The 19,866-nt window shown below is 74.7% G+C and carries 13 protein-coding genes; 6 read left to right on the forward strand and 7 right to left on the reverse strand.

Translation table 11 applies throughout. The annotated features are described in order from the left end of the window. Positions 1 to 1,216 precede the first annotated feature (1,216 nt). The gene (locus ACH4D5_RS22885) at positions 1,217 to 3,271 is read left to right on the forward strand and encodes a hypothetical protein (RefSeq protein ID WP_398305480.1); all 2,055 of its coding nucleotides are present in this window, start codon (positions 1,217 to 1,219) and stop codon (positions 3,269 to 3,271) included. A gap of 634 nt (positions 3,272 to 3,905) precedes the next feature. On the opposite strand, the gene ACH4D5_RS22890 is transcribed toward ACH4D5_RS22885, so the two are convergent. From ACH4D5_RS22890 to ACH4D5_RS22905, 4 genes are read right to left on the reverse strand one after another with little or no spacing between them, the layout of a single operon-like run. Continuing rightward, positions 3,906 to 4,064 carry a DUF6760 family protein gene (locus tag ACH4D5_RS22890; RefSeq protein ID WP_398305483.1) on the reverse strand — a complete coding sequence of 53 codons (159 nt, stop codon included), beginning with the start codon at positions 4,062 to 4,064 and terminating at the stop codon, positions 3,906 to 3,908. Further along, on the reverse strand, positions 4,061 to 4,501 hold the full coding sequence (locus ACH4D5_RS22895; RefSeq protein WP_398305486.1) for a hypothetical protein: 441 nt from the start codon (positions 4,499 to 4,501) through the stop codon (positions 4,061 to 4,063). Before ACH4D5_RS22895 ends, ACH4D5_RS22890 begins: the two co-directional genes overlap by 4 nt. Continuing rightward, entirely contained in the window at positions 4,501 to 4,944 is a 444-nt protein-coding gene (locus tag ACH4D5_RS22900; RefSeq protein WP_398305489.1) for a phage tail protein, read from the reverse strand. Before ACH4D5_RS22900 ends, ACH4D5_RS22895 begins: the two co-directional genes overlap by 1 nt. Before the next feature lie 54 nt (positions 4,945 to 4,998). Further along, entirely contained in the window at positions 4,999 to 6,591 is a 1,593-nt protein-coding gene (locus ACH4D5_RS22905) for a phage tail sheath family protein (protein ID WP_398306047.1), read from the reverse strand. Between the two features lie 397 nt (positions 6,592 to 6,988). Here ACH4D5_RS22905 and ACH4D5_RS22910 point away from each other — a divergent pair, with 397 nt between their 5' ends. From ACH4D5_RS22910 to ACH4D5_RS22920, 3 genes are all read left to right on the forward strand, one after another. After that, a complete protein-coding gene (locus tag ACH4D5_RS22910) occupies positions 6,989 to 10,486 on the forward strand; it encodes an AfsR/SARP family transcriptional regulator (RefSeq protein ID WP_398305492.1) in 3,498 nt (1,165 codons plus the stop codon). Between the two features lie 391 nt (positions 10,487 to 10,877). Next, complete coding sequence (locus ACH4D5_RS22915; protein WP_398305495.1) at positions 10,878 to 12,506, forward strand: peptidoglycan-binding protein; 1,629 nt, start codon at positions 10,878 to 10,880, stop codon at positions 12,504 to 12,506. 5 nt (positions 12,507 to 12,511) lie between these two features. Continuing rightward, positions 12,512 to 13,894: an RICIN domain-containing protein gene (locus ACH4D5_RS22920; RefSeq protein ID WP_398305498.1), complete on the forward strand. Its 1,383-nt coding sequence runs from the start codon at positions 12,512 to 12,514 to the stop codon at positions 13,892 to 13,894. A 15-nt stretch (positions 13,895 to 13,909) separates the two neighbouring features. On the opposite strand, the gene ACH4D5_RS22925 is transcribed toward ACH4D5_RS22920, so the two are convergent. Beyond that, entirely contained in the window at positions 13,910 to 15,004 is a 1,095-nt protein-coding gene (locus tag ACH4D5_RS22925) for a GlxA family transcriptional regulator (RefSeq protein WP_398305501.1), read from the reverse strand. Between the two features lie 141 nt (positions 15,005 to 15,145). On the opposite strand from ACH4D5_RS22925, the gene ACH4D5_RS22930 reads away from it, so the two are divergent. Both ACH4D5_RS22930 and ACH4D5_RS22935 read left to right on the forward strand, forming a co-directional pair. Then, positions 15,146 to 16,009, forward strand: a complete 864-nt coding sequence (locus ACH4D5_RS22930) for a S1 family peptidase (protein ID WP_398305504.1) — start codon at positions 15,146 to 15,148, stop codon at positions 16,007 to 16,009. 107 nt (positions 16,010 to 16,116) lie between these two features. Beyond that, on the forward strand, positions 16,117 to 17,103 hold the full coding sequence (locus tag ACH4D5_RS22935; RefSeq protein WP_398305507.1) for a GlxA family transcriptional regulator: 987 nt from the start codon (positions 16,117 to 16,119) through the stop codon (positions 17,101 to 17,103). A 25-nt stretch (positions 17,104 to 17,128) separates the two neighbouring features. Here ACH4D5_RS22935 and ACH4D5_RS22940 read toward each other — a convergent pair whose 3' ends face one another. Both ACH4D5_RS22940 and ACH4D5_RS22945 read right to left on the reverse strand, forming a co-directional pair. Beyond that, positions 17,129 to 19,159 (reverse strand): AAA family ATPase, encoded by a 2,031-nt coding sequence (locus tag ACH4D5_RS22940; protein WP_398305509.1) that lies wholly within the window; start codon positions 19,157 to 19,159, stop codon positions 17,129 to 17,131. Next, positions 19,156 to 19,818: a DUF4255 domain-containing protein gene (locus ACH4D5_RS22945; protein ID WP_398305512.1), complete on the reverse strand. Its 663-nt coding sequence runs from the start codon at positions 19,816 to 19,818 to the stop codon at positions 19,156 to 19,158. Before ACH4D5_RS22945 ends, ACH4D5_RS22940 begins: the two co-directional genes overlap by 4 nt. Positions 19,819 to 19,866 lie beyond the last annotated feature (48 nt).

Below are 19,866 nucleotides of genomic sequence, written 5' to 3' on the forward strand. Positions count from 1 at the left end.
GGGCGGTGGCTAGCGTCCGTGGTCGCGCAGGCGGCCGACCCGCTCCCGGTCGCTGCGGAGTTCCGCGCGGAGCAGCCGCGAGAGCGGGGCGAGGAGCCGTCGCGCCAGGTCGTCCAAATCGGCGGGGGTGGCTTCGGCGGATGCGGGTGAGGGGGCGGGCGTCGGTGCGGGGTCAGGGGTGGCGGCGGGTGTGGGCGTGGGCGTCGGTGCGGCGGGGGTGTGGGTGCGTTGGACGGGGCGGGGAGTGGGGCTTTGACGGGGTGGTGCGGCTGGGGCGGGGGCCGGGGCGGGCGCGGCCGGGGGTGCGGGCGCGCTTCGCTGGACGGTTCGGGGGCGCACGGGTGCCGGGGTGGGAGAGGGGGTGGGGCGGGGCGCCGTTCGGGGGCCGGGGGCGCCGAGCGGTACGACGACGGGGGTGGCCCGGTTGGTGGTTCGGGCCTCGGTTGCCGCAGAGCGCTGGAGCGGTACGGGGGTCGGTGCCGGTCCGGCCGGGGTGGCTGGCCTGGTCGGCGCCCCGCCAACTGCCGGCCCCGTGCCGGGTGTTGAGTCGCCGGACGTCGCCGAGGTCCGGGTCGTCAGGCCGCGTGAGGTGGAGAGGGGTAGGGGGAGGGGGGCGGTGGTGGGTGCTGCGGGCCGGTAACCGCCGGGCGCGATGCGGCGGTTGACGGGGACGACGGGGAGGGGCTGGGGTTTCGCTTCGGGCTGGGGCTGGGGCTGGGGCTGGGGCCGGTGTTGGTGCTGGGACTGCTTGGGCGCGGGTGCGGTCGTAGTCGCGGGGCCGGGGGTGGTGGTGGCCGGGGTGGGGGCGGCCCCGCGGGTTGCCGACTTCTGCGCGGGGGTGACCGGCGCGCCGATCGGGGTCCGGCGCGGGCGGTCCTGCGGCGCCGGGCCGGGGTGGGCGGAGGTGCTGGACGACTGGCTCAGGGGCTGGCCGAGGCCGGGCCTGGGCGCGCCGGTTGCCGCGCCACCGGCATCCTGCGCGCGCCGGACCCGGCGTACGAGAGGCCGCCGCTGTACGGGCTCAACGGGGGATTTCGCCCGTACAGCGGCGGGGTTCGTGGCCGCGGACGCGGCAGGCGTCCCCGGACCGGTGGGGGGCACCGGCCCGGGGACATCGGTGGGCCGGACGCGGGCGGGGGCGGCGTCCGGCGGAACGGGGCGTGAGGGGGCGCTGCCCGCCGGGGCAGCACCGGTCGGGCCATCGGTGGACGGCCTGTTGACAGCCGGGCCGGCGGTGGACGGCCTGGTGGCCGTCGGGCCCTCGGCGGGCGGCCTGTTGGCGTACGAGCGGGTGGCAGCCGGACGTGCGGCTGACGGCCCGTTGGTGGTCGCGCTGCCGACGGACGGTCCATCGCCGGAGGGCCTGCTGGCAGTCGGACCGGCGGCGGACGACTTGCTGGCGGGCGACCCACCGGCGGTTGACCTGTTGACGGTCGGGCTGTCAGCGGACGGCCCTGCGGTGGAGGGCCCGTTGGTGGACGAGCGGGTGGCGGCCGGACCGGCAGCGGACGACTTGTTGGTGGGCGTCCCACCGACGGTTGACCTGTTGACGGTCGGGCCGGTGGCGGACGGCCCCGCGGTGGAGGGCGCGTTGGCGGACGAGCGGGCGGCGGCCGGCCCACCGGCGGTTGACCTGTTGACGGTCGGGCCGGTGGCAGACGGCCCCGCGGTGGACGGCCCGTTGATGGGCGAGGGGGCGGCGGCCGGGCCTGCGGTTGGCGGCCTGTTGGCGTGCGACCCACCGGCGGTCGGCCTGTTGGCGGTCGGGCTGTCGGCGGTCGGTCCAGTGGTGGAGGGCCCGTTGGCGGTCGAGTGGGCGGCGGCCGGGCCTGCGGCTGACTGCCTGTTGGCGGACGGTCCGTCGCCGGTCCGCCTGTTGACGGTCGGGCCGGTGGCGGACGGCCCCGCGGTGGACGGGCCGTTGACAGGCGAGGGGGTGACGGCCGGGCCTGCGGCTGGCGGCCCACCGGCGGTTGACCTGTTGGGGGTCGGGCTGTCGGCGAACGGCCTGGCCGTGGACGGCCCGTTGATGGGCGAGCGGGTGGTGGTCGGGCCTGCGGCCGACACCTCGTCGGCGGACGAGCTGTCGGTGGGGCGGCCGGCGGCAGGCGGTGTCGTACGCGCGGGCTCCACGGGGAAGATCTGCCGCTCCGGCACCACCGCAGGCGCGGCCGACACGAGCGGGGAACGCCCTGTCCGGGACCGCTGCACCACGGGTACGGCACGTGCCCCGGTCTCCGCCGAGCCGCTCGCTGACGAGGTGCCGCCCGCGCCGGGTACGGGGATGGCCCGGGCGCCGGTGAGCGGTGCGGTGCCGGACGCGGATGTGGCCGGGCTCGTGGTGGCGCCGGGCGTGGTTGCGGCGTGCCTCGTTCCGGACCGGTTTCCGGACGCGGGTACGCCGACGTCCGGCACGGCATCCCTGGGGGCGCTGCCGCTTACGTCGCTCTGCGCGGGGGAGTCGGCGGCGGGTGTCACTGCTCCGTGCGAGGGCCTGCCCGTGGGGCTCGGCGAGGTGGTGGTCTCTCGCCGGACGGGGTGGCCCGAGTCTCCGAGCAGGGGCTTGGTCGCGGAGGTATCGGTGCCGGTGGTTCGGGGGGCCTGTGCTCCGGGGGCGGAGGGTGTCGGTCCCGGAGCGGGTGTCTTCGTACCGTCGGCGTGCGGTGCGTCGTGCTCGTCGCTCGGCGATGTGTCGGCGAGGCGTCGGCCAGGGTGGTTCGCGTCTCCGAGCAGGGGCTTGGTCGCGGGGGAGTCGGTGCGCGACGGTGCTTCGTGCTCCCGGCCGGGCGACGTGGTGGCCCGGCGCTGGACCGGGCGGTCGGTGTCGGTGCCGGCGTCGGGGGCCGTGGGCCGGGGTGCGGGCAGGGGCGTGCTCGTCCCGGGGGCCGCCTGGGTGGTGGCCTGGCGCTGGACGGGGCGGGCCGTGTCGGTGCCGGGAGCGGAGGTTGCCGTCCCCGGGGGCGGCGTGGTCGTGCCGCTGTCGCGCGGGGCTTCGTTCTTGATGTTCGCCGGGGTGGCGGTGCGGCGTTGGGCGGGGCGGTCCGAGTGGGCGCCGGGGGCGGACGTGTTCGTACGGGCGGTGGCGCCCGGTGCTCCGTGTTCACGGCTCGGTGACGCGGTGGCGTGGCGCTGGACGGGGGAGTCCGTCGCCGCGCCGGGAGTCTCGGGACCGGTTGCCTCCGCGTGCCGCTCCCTCGCGGGTGCCATCGTACGACCGCCACCCCTCGTCGCGTCCTGGCCCGTACGAGCGTCCCGCGCGGCCTCGCGCTGAACGGCACGACCGGAGGGGGAAGACGGCAGAGGCGAAGGAGAGGTGGAGCTCGCAGGGGAGAACGCGGACGGTGCGGCCGACTCGTCCGGCACTTCCGCTCCCGCCTCTGCCCCCGCCTCCGGCACTCCCCGCACGGGCAGCCGCAGCTGCGGCAGGTCGAGGTCGCCCGGGCGGCCGGCGACCGGGGTGAGGACGCCGTGGAGCAGGCCCCCGGGGGCCGAGGCCCGCACCGCGTGGCCCAGCTCGCCGCCGAAGGACGGGTTCTGGTGCGTGGCGAGCATCGCGCCGAAGCCCTGCTCCGCGACCGTACGAGGCGCCGCGAGCACGCGCTGGACCGGCGGCAGAGCAGCCCAGCCACCGGCACCGGCACCGGCACCGGCACGGGCACCAACGCCCGCACCCGCACCCGCACCCGCAGCCGCGTCGGCACCCGCACCGGCCTCAGCACCAGCCGCAGCCTCAGCACTGCCACCGAAGTCACCGCCGCCGAAGTCACCGCCACCGAAGTCACCGGCATCGCCGCCCCGCGCCGAGGCCACCGCCTCGCCCCGCGACCCCCGCCGCCACCTGAACAAGCCCATCACTTACCTCGACTCACCGACCGCTACCGGTCACCCCACCGGCCTTCCGACCTTCACTGCCTCGCCTCCGCCTGTTCCACCAGCTTTCCGGTCCGCGTCACGTACGCGCGCCGGTCCGCGTGTTCGAGGTCGAGGATGTCGTCCATGCCCCAGTGGAAGTGGTAGGCGAGGTACGCGACTTCTTCCTCGATGCGTTCGGCCGCGTACGTCACGATTCCCCCAGGCGGCTCCCGGCCAGCTCCACCTCGAAGGACTCCGAGCAGTGCGGGCAGGCCACGGCCGCGCGGGTGTGGCCCTCCGCGTTGATCTGCCGGTAGAAGTCCTGGAGGAAGGCCAGGTCGGAGGCGAACATGTTCTCCACCGTGCCGTCGTGGACGGAGCCGAGCGTGCCGAGCCGGGTGATGACCCGGCCCAGCAGCACCACGGACAGGTAGGCGGGGTTCTCGCGCACGCGGACGTCCCGCAGCGGCACCAGTTCGTCGCGTGCCGTCGCGAGCCGCATCGCGCCATTGCGGTGCACGGTGCCGGACTCGTCCACGAAGCCGCGCGGCAGCTCGAACTCGAACTCCGTGCGCAACGGTTCACGAGCCCCGGCCACCGCTGCCCCGGCCACCCCTGCCCCGGGCACTCCCGGGCCTTCGCGCCGCATTATTCGATGACCAGCTCTTCGAAGACGATGGTGACCGCCTCGGTCAGCGCGGCGGCGTCGCCCGCCTTGACCCCGCTGGTGTCCACCTTGCTGCACCAGGCGTTGCGCAGGTTGTACCGCTTCACCGGGTTGTTCTGGTAGTCCATCATCATGATCGTGGCGTTCTTGCGCGCCGAACCCATGTCGCCCGCGATGGACTTGTTGATCCACTCGCTGAAGACGGGGCTCTGCGTCATGCCGCGGGTGACCGTGCACTCGCCGGCCTTCTTCACGCCGGGCATCTTCTTCACGACGGGCTTGCCGTCGGCCGACACCTGCTGGTACTCGATGACGTCCTGCTCCATGGAGAGGCCGCTGACCTCCTGGAGGTACTCGACCATGACGCCGTCGATCTGGAGGCCGAAATTGTGTGTGGTGAGGGCGTCACCGGGCTGCAGAGACAAGGGGTTTCACTCCTGTTGTGATGGTTCTCGGGGGACGTGGGGCGAGTACGCGGTCTACTCCTCCAGCTCGCCGCCCCCGCCGGAGAACTGGGCCAGCCGGAACACCACGAACTCGGCGGGCTTGACCGGCGCGATACCGATCTCGCAGACGACCCGGCCGAGGTCGACCGACTCGGCGGGGTTGGTCTCCTCGTCGCACTTCACGTAGAAGGCGTCCTCGGGGCGCTGGCCGAACAGGGCGCCCGAGCGCCACTCGTTGACCAGGAACGCCGAGACGTTGCGGCGGATGCGCGCCCACAGGGCGTGGTCGTTCGGCTCGAAGACGACCCACTGGGTGCCGATGAGGATCGACTCTTCGAGGTAGTTGAAGTAGCGGCGCACGTTCAGGTAGCGCCAGGCCGGGTCGGACGCCATCGTGCGCGCGCCCCACACGCGGATGCCGCGGCCGGGGAAGGCGCGGATGCAGTTCACGCCGACCGGGTTGAGCAGGTCCTGCTCGCCGCGGGTGATCTGCAGCTCCAGGTCCACGGCGCCGCGCACGATCTCGTTGGCGGGCGCCTTGTGCACACCGCGCTCGGCGTCGTTGCGCGCCCAGATGCCGGCCATGTGGCCGGACGGCGGCACGACCACCGACTGGCCGGACGCCGGGTCGAAGGACTTGATCCAGGGGTAGTAGAGCGCGGCGTAGCGCGAGTCGTAGCCGGCCAGCTCCTGCCGCCACTGGCGGACCTGGCGGGCGTTGAGCGACGGCGGCGGGTCGATGATGGCCATCCGGTCGCCCATCAGCTCGCAGTGCGCGATGAGGCCGAGCTGGACCGCCTTGACCTGCTCCTCGTCGATCAGGCCCTGCTGGTAGGCGGCCATCAGGTCGGGCACCGCCACCATGTTGACCTCGTCGAGGGCCTCCAGGCCGCCGAAGCCGGTGCGGTCCGCGGAGTCGCCGATGAACTGGGCGGTCTCGACGCGGTCGACGGCACCGTTGGACGCGGGCACGGCGGGCGTGGCGGGGGCCGGCGGCGCGAGCGTCACCGTCTGCGCGTCGGGCTTGGCCAGCTGGCCGCCGGCCGCGGCCTCCTCCAGGGCGATCGTCTTGGAGCGCTGCTTGACCTGGGTGACGACGTAGTTCCGCGCGGTCTTCTTCGCGCTGACGTCGAAGCTCTCGACGACCTTGTCGCCGTCCTTGACGATCAGCTTGAAGCGGTCGGCGGCACCCTCGCCCTCGCCGTCCTGCACCTCGACGGTCAGGGCCCCGCCGTTCGCGGTGCCCGCGGTGAGCGCGGAGACCGAGAAGTTGCCGAGCGCCACGGGCTCGCCCGCGGTGAGCTCCTTGGGCGCCTGAGCCTGCGCGGGCGCCGCGGACCGCTGCTGCGGGTCGCCGGCGTCGGAGCCGCCGACCCGCACGACGTACGCGGCGGAACCGCCGTTGTTGAAGAACCCGTACACGGAGTGCGCCAGGTAGTACCCGTCCGTGAACTCGCCGAACGCGGCCACGTACTGGGACCAGTTGGTCACCAGCGTGGGCTCGTTGAGCGGTCCCCGCGGTGCCAGGCCGACGAAGGCCGCAACGGACGTGCCGACCCCTTCGATGGGGCGTGAACCGCTGGCGACTTCCTCGATATAGACGCCGGGGGACAGGTAGTTGGGCATGCTGCTGTGCTCCAAGGTTCGAGGGTGTGCGGGACCGGCGCACAGCCGGCACGGATTCGTACCGTGTCGACGATGTCCCACGCGCGGGCCGGTGCGTAGAGACGGAAGGACGTCAGCGAGGGCAGATGCCGCTGCCCGTTCAGCCGTCGGACGGCAGCCGCCGACCTGCGCGTTCGCGCCGACCTGCGGTCCGGGGGCAGCGGGGCGGCGCGGGTTGCCCGTCCGGTCACCCGCACGGTGTGCGGCACGGGGTGCCTGCCGCTACCGGCCTGATGTCAGCGGTCGTTGGCGCATATGCCCCGCCCCATGCGTCCACAGCGTCAATACCTGGTCAACAGGTGGCGCAAGTGCCCCGCGTGGGGCGGGCCGCCCACCGGGCTGACGTAACGTTTGGTGCGTGCGGTCATGCGTGGCCGGTATGAACGGGCACTTCCAGGTGCGTCACAGGGCAAGGGGTGCGGGGCTGACGATGCGGGGCGACGCGGGCGGCCGGCCGGGCCGGGACGGCGAGCGGAGAGCCGGCCCGGACGATCCGGGCGGGGCGCTGTGGTTCCAGGTCCTCGGGCCGGTGCGGGCCTGGCGTGCCGGGCAGCCCCTCGTGCTCGGGCCGCCGCAGCAGCGCGCGACCCTGGCGGCCCTGCTGCTGCGCGGCGGGCATCCGGCGTCCGCGGCCGAGCTGGTGGACGCGCTGTGGGACGAGGAACCGCCGCCGCGCGCGGTCGGCACGCTGCGTACGTACGTCTCCCGGCTCCGCTCCCTCCTCGAACCCGACCGGCGCGCCCGCGAACCCGCCAGGATCCTCGTGTCGGCCGGCGACGGTTATGCCCTGCGGCTGCCGCCCGGCGCCGTCGACGCGTCCGAGCTGGAGGACCGGGTGGCCACGGCGCGCGCGATGCGGGCCGCCGGTGAACACGCGGACGCCTATGCCGAACTGACCGCGGCGCTCGCGCTCTCCGACGGCGCACCGCTGGCCGGGCTGCCCGGTCCGTACGCCCGCCGCCAGCGGGACCGGCTCACCGAACTGTCCGTGACCGCGCAGGAGGAGTTCTTCGCCTGCGCGCTCGAACTGGGCTGTCACAGCGAGACGACCGCCCCCCTCACCGTCTTCGCCGCCGAACACCCGCTGCGCGAGCGCGCCCAGGCCCTGCTGATGCTCGCCCTGGACCGCGGCGGGCGGCGCGCGGACGCCCTCGCCGTGTACGAGGCGACGCGCCGCACGCTCGCCACCGAGCTCGGCGTCGACCCGGGCAAGGAGCTCACCACGCTGTACGAGGGGCTGCTGAGGGGCACGCCGCTGCCGGCGGCCGCCGTCCCGTGGCCGGTCCCGCCCTCCCCCCTGCCCTCGCCGTACGCGCCGGCGCCGCGCGTCGGCGAGCAGCGGCAACGCATACCCGTACGACCGGATCACCGGGGGCGACAGGCGCGGGCCGAGGCGTGGGGACCGCCCACGCACCCGCAGGGTCACGAAAGCACGGCCCCGCCCACGCACCCGCAGGAGCACGAAAGCACGGCCCCGCCCCCGACCGCCCGCGCGGAGCGCGCGACCCGCCCCCTGCCTCTGAACGGGGCGTCCGCGACCCCTGTCCGCACCTCCGCCCCCACCCCCCTCGTCCCCGCCCAACTCCTCCCCGACGTCACCGACTTCGCGGGCCGCGAGGCCGAGGCGCGGCTGCTCACCGAGACCCTGCGCACCGCCACCTCCGGCAGCACGATGGCCGTGGCCACGCTCACCGGCCTCGGCGGCGTCGGCAAGACCGCGCTCGCCGTGCACGTCGCACACGCCTTACGCGAGGAGTTCCCCGACGGGCAGCTGTACGTGGACCTGCGCGGCGCCGACCCGGCGCCCGGCGTCGACAGCGGCAGCGCGCTCACCGGATTCCTGCGCGCCCTCGGCATTTCTGAGAGCGCTCTTCCCGACGGCCTCGACCAGCAGACCGCCCTCTACCGCTCGCTCCTCGCCGGGCGCCGCGTCCTCGTACTCCTCGACAACGCCCGCGACACCGCCCAGGTGCGGCCCCTGCTGCCCGGCACCCCGGGCTGCGCCGTCCTGGTGACCAGCCGCTCGCGGACCATCACCCTGCCCGGCGCGCGCCTCGTCGACGTCGAGACGATGGACGAGCCGCAGGCGCTCGGCCTGCTCTCCGCCATGGCCGGCGCCCAGCGCGTGGCCGCCGAACCGGAGGCCGCGCGCGAACTCGTCGCCATCTGCGGCGGCCTGCCGCTCGCCGTCCGGATCGCCGCCGCCCGTCTCGCCGCCAGGCCGGGCCGCCCCGTCGCCGACCTCACCGCGCGGCTGCGCGACGAGCACCGCAGGCTGGACGAGCTGCGGGTGGACGACATGGGCGTCGAGGCCACCTTCCGGCTCGGCTACGAAGCCCTCGAACCGGAGCTCGCCCGCGCCTTCCGCATGGTCTCGCTCTGCTACATGCCGTCCTTCTGCCGCGGCGCCGCGGGCGCGCTCCTCGACGTGAGCGACGAGGAGGCGGAGACGGCGGTGGAACGCCTCGTCGACGCCGGGCTCATGGAGCTGCACGGCGAGGACCGGTACCGCTTCCACGACCTGGTGCGTCTCTTCGCGCGTCAGCAGTGCGAGCTCCGCGAGAGCGCGCGGGAACGCACCGCCGCGCGGCTCCGCTTCCTCGACTACGTCGTGGCCACCGTCATCACCGCGATCCGCCGCACGAAACCGCACAGCGTGCTGCCGCGCCTGCTGCACAGCCCCGCGTCCCCGGGCAAGAAGCTGCCCGACGAGGCCGCCGCACGGGACTGGCTGGTCGTCGCGCACTCCCGGCTGTGCGCCGCCGCGGAGGAGGCGCTGCGGCACGTACCGCAGCCCGTGGGTCACCGGCCGGACGCGGGCCACGCGCCCGACGCCGGCCACCGGCCTGGCGCAGCCCACGAGGGCGACCTGCGGCACGGCCCGGGCACCGCCGGCCTTCCGCCGGACGCGCCGTCCGACGGCCCTCCCGGGCTGCGCCCCACCGTCGACCTGCTCACCGCCTGGTCCCACCTCGTGGTCGGCACCACCCGCCACCGCGACCTGGAGCCGCTCGCCGAACTCGCCCTGCGCACCGCGCGCAGCCACGGCGACGACCGGTCCGCCGCCCGCGCGCTGCGCCTCCTCGGCGCCCCGCACTACGGCACGGAGACCTTCGGCCGCGCCGAGCGGGCCCTGCGCGAGGCCCTGCGCCTCGCCGCGGCCACCGGCGACCTGCTGGTCGGCGCCGAGGGCGGCCACGAGCTGGGCATCGTCCTGATGGGCACGGGCCGGCACGAGGAGGCGCTGGAGCAACTGCGGCTCGCGTACGCCAGGTTCGGCGCCCTCGGCGGGCACGACGACCGGATCCGCATCCTGTCCCACATGGCGCGGGCGTACGTCAGCCTGGGCCGGCGCGCGGCGGCCGACACCGCGCTCGTCGAATCGGTGCGCCAGGCACGGCGGTCGGGCAGCACGTCCACGCTCGCGCACGTCCTCTACCAGGCGGGCTGCGCGCTGCTCACGGACGGCCGGGCGGCCGCGGCGGCGGAGCGGCTGCGCGAGGCCCAGCGCCTGCACGGCCGCACCCGCGACCCGCGCTGGGAGGCCCTCTGCTGGGCCCGCCTCGCCTACTGCGAACTCGACGAGAACCGGCCCGGCGAGGCGATGCGCTGCGCGGACGCGGCGCTGGCCGTCGAGGGCGAGCTGGGCGACGCGTTCTGCCACGCCCTCGCGATGGCCGCGCGCGGCCGGGCCCTCCTCGCCCTCGGCGACCTCGACCGGGCCAGGGCCGCGCTCCGGATCGCCCACCGTGTCATGGAGCGCAGGGGCGCCGCGGAGGCCACGGAGATAGCCACCCTGCTGGCCGACTTGCGGCGTGCCGTGCCCCCGAGTTCCGTGCTGACGGCACTCTGCTGACGCGTTCTTGTCCCGCGGGCCGACGTGTGTCCCGCGTGATCGCTCGGGGTGCCGCGGAGGCCACGGAGATCGCCGCTCTGCTGGCCGACTTGCGGCGTTCCGCGGCCACGAATTCCGTGCTGTCGGCACTCTGCTGACGTGTCGTCGGTCCCCGGCCGACGTGTGTCCCGCGCGATCGCTCGGGGCGCCGCGGAGGCCACGGAGATTGCCGCCCTGTTGGCCGACTTGCGGCGTTCCGCGGCCACGAATTCCGTGCTGTCGGCACTCTGCTGACGTGTCGTCGGCCTCCGGCCGACGTGTATACGGCGCGATCGCTCGGGCAGGGCGTACTGCCCTTGGCGTCGCCCTTTCGTACAAGGAGACGGGGCGGGTCGCCCTCTACCGTGCCCGTATGACGTGGTGGAACTCCCTTGACCCGGCCGCGGTGACCGTGGACCCCGGTGGCCGAGCGACCGTACGGCTTCGCGTACGCAATACGGGAGACACGGTCGAGGAGTTCCGGCTGGGGATCGTCGGCGCGCCCGCCGGCTGGGCCCGCGTCGAACCCGAGGTGCTGCGGCTCTACCCGGGCAGCGAGGGCACGGCCGAGGTGTCCTTCGCGCCGCCCCGCTCGTCCGACACGAAGGCCGGGCCCACGCCCTTCGGTATCCGCGTCGAGCCCCGGGAGCACCCCGAGGGACGCGACGTCGTCGAGGGCCAGGTCACCGTCACGCCCTTCTCGGAGATCCGGGCCGAGCTCCTGCCGCCCACCATCGTCGGACGCTTCCGCGGCCGGGCCTCGGTCGCCGTGGACAACCTCGGCAACACCCCGCTGACCGCGTCGCTCACCGTCCGCGACGACGCGGGCCGGCTGGCCTTCGACATCACTCCCACCGCGATCCAGGCGGCCCCGGGCCGCGCCGCTTTTGCGCGGTTCACCGTACGTCCGCAGCAGGTGCTGTGGACGGGGTCCGCGCAGGCGCACCCGCTGACCGTCGCCGTGCGCAGGTCCGGCGACGAGCAGGCCCACGAACTGCCCGGCAGCTTCGACCAGCGCCCGGTCCTGCCCCGCTGGCTGCTCGCCCTCGGCAGCGTCGTCGCGGCGCTCGGCATCGCCTTCATGGTGGTCTGGTTCTCCTACGCGCCCAAGTTCAACGGATCGGCCCGCGAGAACCAGGCGGCCGCCGCGGCCCCCGACGCGGTCCCGCAGGGCGGCGAGAAGGACAAGCTCGCGGACGCCCCGCCGCCGCCGAAGGAGAAGGCGAAGGGCGGCGGCCCGGGTGGTGGCAGCAGTGCGGGTGACGGCTCCGGCGGAGGAGGCGGCACGGGCGGTTCCGGTTCCGGCTCCGGGGGCGGCGGCTCGTCCGGCGGAGGCGGCGGCAGCGGAGACGGCGGCGACGGCGGAGGCGCCGAGAAGCCGGTGGCGGACCGCAGGACCGCCGCCCGCGGCGGCCCGCCGTGGCAGCGCGGCTACAAGTCCGACGTCGTCGTCGAGTACGCCCAGCGCCGCCTCGCGGCCCTCGGCTCGAAGAACCCGTGCACACTCACCGGCTCCTACACCCCCGGCGTCATCGACGCCAAGACCGAGGACAAGTTGATCTGTTACCAGCAAGCGGTGGTCCGCTCCGGCCAGACCTCCGGCAAGAACACCGCGCAGATCTTCGAGACGGACGACCTGGGCGAGCTCGGCCGGGCCACCCTCACCTCGCTGTGGGCGCAGGGCGTCCGCCCCGACCACGTCCGCTCCGGGGCGGACAACTGGGAGGTCGTGCAGGTGCAGGCGGCGTTCTGGTGGGCCTCGCAGGCCGGCATCAGCGACAAGGACCTGGACCGCGACCGGGCCTACGCCGAGCACGGCGTGGCCTACTTCGAGCACGGCCGCCGCGCGCCCGTCACGGCCAGGTACAACAGCAGCACGGCCGCCCACATCAAGGAGTACCAGGCGTCCGTCGGCCTCCCGGCGACCGGCGTCGCCGACAGCAGGACCCTGCAGGCCATGGTCGGCGGCAGCGTCAAGAACCCCGGCGTGAAGGGTCGTTGAGCCAGATGTGGACCGCACTCGAACCCGCCGCGACCACCGTGGAACCCGGCTCCACCACGAGCGTACGGCTGCGCGTGCGCAACACCGGCGACACCGTCGAGGAGTACCGCCTCCAGGTGGTCGGCGCCGCCGCCGGCTGGGCCCGCGTACAGCCCGACGTACTGCGCCTGTACCCGGGGGCGGAGGGCACCGCGCAGGTGGAGCTCGCGCCGCCGAGGACGCCGGACGCGCAGGCAGGACCGACGCCGTTCGGCGTCCGGGTGCAGCCCCGCGAGGCCGCGCACGCCGCGGACGTGGCCGAGGGCCAGGTGACCATCACCCCGTTCGCCGAACTGCGCACGGAACTCCTGCCGTTGGTGGTGAGCGGCCGGCTGAGCGCCAAGGCGTCGGTCGCCGTCGACAACCTCGGCAACCAGCAGCTGACGGCCTCCTTCTCCGGCCGTGAGAACGGCGACGCGCTGGAGGTCGAGGCCGAGCCGGGCTCCGTGCAGGTCGCCCCCGGCCGCGCCGGATTCGCGGAACTGCGGCTCAAGCCCGGCGCGGTGAGCTGGGTGGGCGGCACCACCAAGCACCCGTTCACCGTCTCCGTGCTGCGGGCCGGGGTGCCCGAGCCGGTGGAACTGCACGGCACCTATGTGCAGCCGTCGGTGATCCCGCGCTGGGCGATGGCGGTGTGCTCGGTGCTGTTCGCGCTGGGCCTCGCGTTCGCCGTGCTCTGGTTCCAGCACAAGCCGAGCATGGCCACCCAGGCCAGGGAGAAGCCGGGGAAGCAGCAGGAGCTCCCGCAGACCGACGGCATGAAGAAGGCGCCGAGCCCGAAGCCGAGCGACGACACCGAGGAGAAGGAGAAGAAGGAGCCCGCGCCTCCGCCGGAGGACAAGGACGACGCTCCCGAGTCGAAGCCGGGCGGCGGCGAGAAGAAGGACGACGAGCCCAAGGGCCCCAAGACGCACACCATCCGTAGCAGCGAGGGCAGCGGCTGGTACCTGGAGGTCAAGAAGGGGGAGCAGGCCGACGGCACCTATGTCGGCCAGAACCCCTCCCTCACGGACGAGTTCGGCGACAACCAGAAGTGGATCCTGCACCACTATCCGGAGTCCGACACCTACGCCCTGGAGCCCGCCAACGCCCCCGGCACCGTCCTGGACCAGAAGGTGAACACGAACATCGCGCAGATCTTCCACGCGCCGCCGGAGAACATCAAGACCGGTCAGCTGCCGGACAACCAGAAGTGGAAGCTGGAGAAGCGCGGCGACGGGCTGACACGGATCGTCGCCGTCGGCTCCGGCGAGTGCCTCGTCGACATGCAGAACGACACGAGCGCGGTCACGTGGAAGTGCGACGACCGCAAGAGCATGGGCTGGACGATCTCCGACTGGCCGGAGTGACCGGGGCCGACGCCGTTAGGGCCGGCCGTCGGGGCGTTCCGGCCAGGTCATGCCCGAGACCACCGCGCGGAACGCCGTGCGGTAGGTGGTGGGACTGGTGCCGGTGGAGCGCTGGAAGTGGTGGCGCAGGTTCGCGGGGGTGCCGAGGCCGGTGCGGGCCGCGATGCGCTCCACCGGGTCGTCGGTGCGTTCCAGGAGCCGCTGGGCGCTCTGGAGCCGGGTGCGGAGCAGGTACTGGAGCGGGGTGAGCCCCGTCTCGGCGCGGAAGCGGCGGGTCAGGCTGCGGACGCCGAGCCCCGCCCGGCCCGCGATGTCGTCGAGGGTCAGCGGCCGGTGCAGATTGGCCTCCATCCACCGGGTCACCGGTTCGAGGCTGCTGCCGGGCGGGGTGACGGCGTTGTAGGCGGCCTCCGCGAGGGCGCCGTGTGCCGCTTCCCGGTCGGCGTCCGCGAGAGCGCTGTGTGCCGCTTCCCGGCCGGCGCCGGAGGTCGGGCCGGCGCCGGAAGTTGTCCCTCCGGTGTCCTCCGCCTCCGCGTGCAGGTGCAGGAAGAGCTGCCGTTCCGTCTCGATGGCCACGACCTCTCCGTGATCCTGGGTGATCAGGTGCAGGCACAGGTCGACACCTCCGAGCACCCCGGCCGCACTGTGGAAGGGGCCGTCGGCCACCGCCGACCCCTCGGGGTCCACGTCGATCCGCGGGTATGACCGCGCCAGTTCCCGCGTGTGCCGCCGACTGGTGGCCGCCCGGCGCCCGTCCAGCAGACCGGTGGCCGCGAGGGTGAACGTGCCGGTCCCGACGGCGCCGACCCGGCCCCCGCGCTCCACCACGCCCCGCAGCGCGTCCACGACACCGGGCGGCGGCACAGCACGGAAGCCCTCGTGCCCCGGCAGCAGCACCGTGTCGGCGTCGTCGAGACCCTCCAGGCCCCAGGGCGTGTCGATGCCGAAGGGCGCGGGCCCGCCCGTGCTCCGGAACCCCGGCCCCGCACAGATCCGCACCTCGTACGCCACCGGGTGGTGGTGCCTGGCCGCCGTGGCGAAAGCGAGCCCGGGGGCGGAGAGCTGAGGTCCCGGCACCCCGTCGAGGGCGAGGACGGCGATCACTGACATGTCCAGAATTTAGCCGAGGGTGACATCACGGCCGCTGTTTGCGGGGCCCGTCCGCGACGGATGATCGCAGCGCGGTGGGACGAAGGCGGACAGACGCCTCGTCCGCGCACCGCACCGGCACTCTCCGCGAAAGGCCCGTTCATGCACCACACCACTCCCGCCCCCGCGACGCCCTCCGTCGCGCCCCCGGACCACTCCGGCCGCTCCCCACGCCGGCTGCTCGCCCGGGGTGCCGCGGCCCTCGGCGCGACCGCGCTCCTCGGCGCCACGGTGCTTACCGGCAGCGCGAGCGCCGTCGTCAACGGCGAGGACGCCACGCAGCACTACCCGTTCATGGCGACGGTGCCGGTCAAGGAGTACGGCGCCCAGTGCGGGGCGACACTCGTCGACTCCCGGTGGGTCCTCACGGCCGCGCACTGCGTCAACCCCGAGCTGGCCACCCTGACCGGCAAGATCCGCGTCGGGAGCGACCACCGTACGACCGGCGGTTCCGTCCGGAACATCGACAAGATCGTCACCGCGCCCGGCTACGTGCAGGACATGACGGGCACGACGTACAACAAGAACGACCTCGCGCTGATACGCCTGGACCGCCCCGTCTCCCAGCGGCCCGTCCGCATCGCCGACAAGGCGGGACCGGTCGGCACGCCCACCCGCATCCTCGGCTACGGCACGGTCGTCGAGGCGCCGACGCTGGAGGACGCGAAGTTCCCCGACCGCCTCCAGCAGCTGGACACGCGCAGGGGCGCGGCGAGCGAGTGCGCGCCCGGCTGGGCGGGCAGGACGCGGCTGTGCACGGTCAGTACGAAGCCGAAGGCCATGGCGTGCAACGGCGACTCCGGCGGCCCGCAGCTGCAGCGCGCGAAGAACGGCCGCTGGGAGCTGATCGGCGCCACGTCCGGACCCGGCAGCCTCCGTGAGGGCTGCGGGACGGGACCCGGGCTCTACTCCAACGTGCCCGCCTTCAAGCACTGGATCCACAAGACGATCCACAAGAGCGGCTGATCCGGACCCGCACGGCCGAGCCGCCAGCCGCGAGGCCTGAGCCGTGAGCCGCGAGCCGTGAGGGCGGCGGGCACCGGCCGGGCCCTGCGGATGGTTGGATTCCCGACATGTCAGTGATCGCCGTCCTGGCCCTCGACGGAGCCCCGGGCCATCACCTCACCACGCCCGGCCTCGTCTTCGGCACCGCCTGCCGCGAGCACCCCGGCGTCTCCTACGAGGTCAGGCTCTGCGCGGCCCCCGGCTTCCGGGCGACCGGCGGCCCGGGGCCCGCGCTCGCCGTCCGTCCGCCGCACGGCCTCGAAGGCCTGGCGGACGCCGACGTCGTACTGATCCCCGGGCACACCGGCCCCCGCGCCGGGCGGCCCCCCGAGGGCGTCGCCGCCGCCCTGCGCGCCGCGGTGGGCAGGGGCGGCCGCGTCGCCGCCGTCAGCACCGGCACGTTCACGCTCGCGGCGACCGGGCTGCTCGACGGACGGCGGGCCACGACCGGCTGGCGGCACATGGCGGAACTGGCCGCGCTGCACCCCCGGATCGACGTCGACCTGGTCGGCACGGTCGTCGAGGACGGGCCCTACTGCACGGCGGCCGGAGTCTTCGGGGGCCTGGACGTCTGTCTGCGGCTGCTGGCCCGCGACCACGGCCGGCGGATCGCGGGGGAGACGTCACGGGAACTGATCACGCCGCTGCACGTGGACGCGGACAGCGTCCAGGAGACCATCGACCGTGAGGTCGCAGGAAGCGCGGGACTCGAACCCACCCTTCGGTGGATCGACGCGCACCTCCATCTCCCGCTCACCCTCCCTGAGATCGCCGCCCACGCGCGCACCTCCACCAGCAGCGTGACGCGCCGCTTCCGCGACCGCACCGGGCTCAGCCCGCTCCAGTACGTGCTGCGTGCGCGCCTGCACGAGGCGATGCGGCTCCTGCGGGAGACCGACACGCCCGTCGAGGACATCGCGGGCGCGACCGGCTTCACCTCACCGGCCGCCCTGCGCCACCACTTCCGTGCCCTCACCGGCACCACGCCCCGCGACTACCGCCGCGCCCACAAGCCTGCCGCCCCACCGGACCCTGGGGGCGGGCCCCACGGATGACCGCGCCCTTCCGGGCGCCCTCTCACTACTGCCAGGGCAGCGTCGTCCCCGGTTCCAGGCGGCCCATCTTGCGGTACTCGCGCCGCGCCCCCGCCCGCACGTCCTCACCCGACACCGGGCCGCCGTGCCCCGCCGCCAGATAGGCGGCGGTCACCGCGGCCGACCGGATGCCGCCGCCGGCCAGCTCGAACTCCTTGGCGCAGACGGCGAGTTCGGCGTCCAGGTCCGGAGCGCAGGGGGTGCCCGCCAGGCAGCTCCGCCACAGCGTGAGGCGCAGCTCGGCGTCCGGGAACGGGAAGTCCACCACCAGGTCGAGACGGCGCGTGAACGCGTCGTCGATGTTGGCCCGCAGGTTGGTCGTCAGCACGGCGATCCCGTCGAACGCCTCAAGGCGCTGGAGCAGATACGCGCTCTCCAGGTTCGCGTACCTGTCGTGCGAGCTCTTGACCTCCGAGCGCTTGCCGAAGACGGCGTCGGCCTCGTCGAAGAGCAGCACCGCGTCCGTGCGGTCCGCCTCGGCGAAGATCCGCTCCAGGTTCTTCTCCGTCTCGCCGATGTACTTGTCGACGACCGCCGACAGGTCCACCACGTACAGATCCAGGCCGAGTTCACCGGCCACCACCTCGGCCGACAGCGTCTTGCCGGTGCCGGAGTCCCCGGCGAACAGCGCGACGACGCCGCGCCCGCGCCCGCCGCCCGTGCGCAGCCGCCACTCGCCGAGCACCTTGTCGCGGTGCCGGGCGCGCATCGTCAGCTCCCGCAGCATGCCGAGCGGTTCGTCCGGCAGGACGAGGTCGTCGAAGCCGACCTCGGGCCGGATCCGCCGGGCGTGCTTGTCGAGCAGCGGCGCGGACTGGAGCCGGGCGCTGTGCTGGAGATGCGCGGCGGTCGGCGCGGTCCCGTCGAACGCGGCGAGGCCGGTGGCGTCCCGTGCCGCGCGGCGGATCTGCGGCTCGCTGAGCCGGTAGGGCGCGACGGCCTCGCCGAGGTCGAAGTCCGGCTCGTACGCGGGGGTGTGCAGGGCCAGTTCGGTGTGCCAGGTGCGGGAGGTGTCGACGCCGTCCTGCGGCGCGTCCAGCGCGAGCAGCCCGGCGTCGGGCGCCCACCCGGGGTCGTACGGCTCGCTCCCGAAGAACACCACCGGCACGTTACCGGTCGCCAACGCCCGTACGAGAGCGCCGGGTTCGGGCGGCAGTGGACCCACGACGAGCGCGGCCCGCCGCAGCCGTGCCTCGCGGACGAGCGCGACGGCCACCGCGGCCGTGTCGTCCCCCGTCCGGTGCGGGGGCCGGTGGAGCAGCACGGGCAGGCCGGCTGCCCGCAACGCGTCGGCCACGGGGGCGGCGGCGGTGCCCTCCCTGCGCTCGCGCAGATGGACGGCGAGCGGCCGCTCGGCGGCGAGGGCGGCGATACGGGTGGCGAGCGGGTGGGCCGGGGCCGACGCGCCGTCCGGCAGCAACTCGACTCCACAGCCGACCAGTTCGGGGTCCAGTGCGTCGTCGCCCAGCAGGTGCGACACCACGCGCTCCGGTACGCGCAGGGCCCGCCCCGGCAGTGGCCGCTCCTCGTCCTCGACGGCGATCAGGCCGCCTGCCCGCAGCGGCGCCAGCGGGTGGAAGCGGGCGCGGGCGAGCGGGTCGTGCGGTCCGGTGCCCGCGAGGTCGAGTGCGAGGGCGACCGTGGCCCTGCGGCGTCCGACGTCGTCGTTGAGGTAGCCGTACAGCGGCTCGAAGCGGCGGTCGACGTCGGGGGCGAGGGCGGCGAGCAGGATGTGCCGGTCGAGCGCGCTCAGCCCGAAGGCCCGCGCCAACTCGCCGAGCGTGCCGCCGGGTTCGGCCCCCTCGTCCTCCGGCGCGGGGGCGGGCTCCGGCGGGGGTGCCGTGGCCAGCCGGTGCGCGGTCTCCGGCGTCACGTACAGCCCGCGCAGCGGATCGGCCGCCGTCGGGTCGTCCGCGCCGCGCCGTGCGACGAGCTCGGCCACGCGACCGCGCAGCGACTCCAGCCGCGCCGGTATCGCGTCGTGCGGTGCGCCGTTCGCCGCGTCCGGGGAACTCACCGCGCACCGGTCCCGTCGTCCGACGTGTTGTTGTCCGCCGCGTCCCGCTGTTTGCGGAGCATCCGGGGCCGCGAGTCGCCGGGCTCGCCGTCGATGCCGCGGACACCCACGACCGCGCCCTCGGTGACCGGCGGGGCCACGGGGTACGTCGGGGACACCGGGAACGGCACGGTGATCACGACGTCCAGGGACGGCTTGAGCTCACCGCCGAGCGCCGACCACACGTCCGCGAGGGACCGGGACTCGGTCGGCGGCACCGCCACGGTCAGCGGCAGCGGGGCCCGCAGCGCGGCGAGCGCGTCCGGCAGGGCGTCGGGCGGCAGCAGCTCGTGCCCGAGCAGGGTGCCGAGGGCCGCGGAGAGCAACCGGTGCTCGTCCTCCGGCCGGTTGGTCCAGGCGGTGAGCAGGTAGGAGAGCCGGAACCAGCGCGGCGGCTGCCGCCTGCGCAGCACCGCGCCGTCCGGCCCGCGCTCGGCGTACGCGCCGCGCTCGCGCCGGGCGACGTCCTCACGGATGTCGTACAGGTACGAGTTGAGGGTGGGGGCGTTGCGCCGCGCGGCCCAGTCGCGGGTCGGCGCCTCGAAGACGACCTCGCCGGTCCCCTCGGGAAGCGCACCGCGCAGCAGCGCGCGCAGCGCCTCGTCGACTTCGTGGATCACGGTCGGACTCCCCGGGCGGGAAGCCGGGCTCCCCGGGCAGGAAGCAGG

Source organism: Streptomyces sp. NPDC018029 (genome assembly GCF_044327655.1).
In the GTDB taxonomy this organism is placed as follows: Bacteria; Actinomycetota; Actinomycetes; order Streptomycetales; family Streptomycetaceae; genus Streptomyces.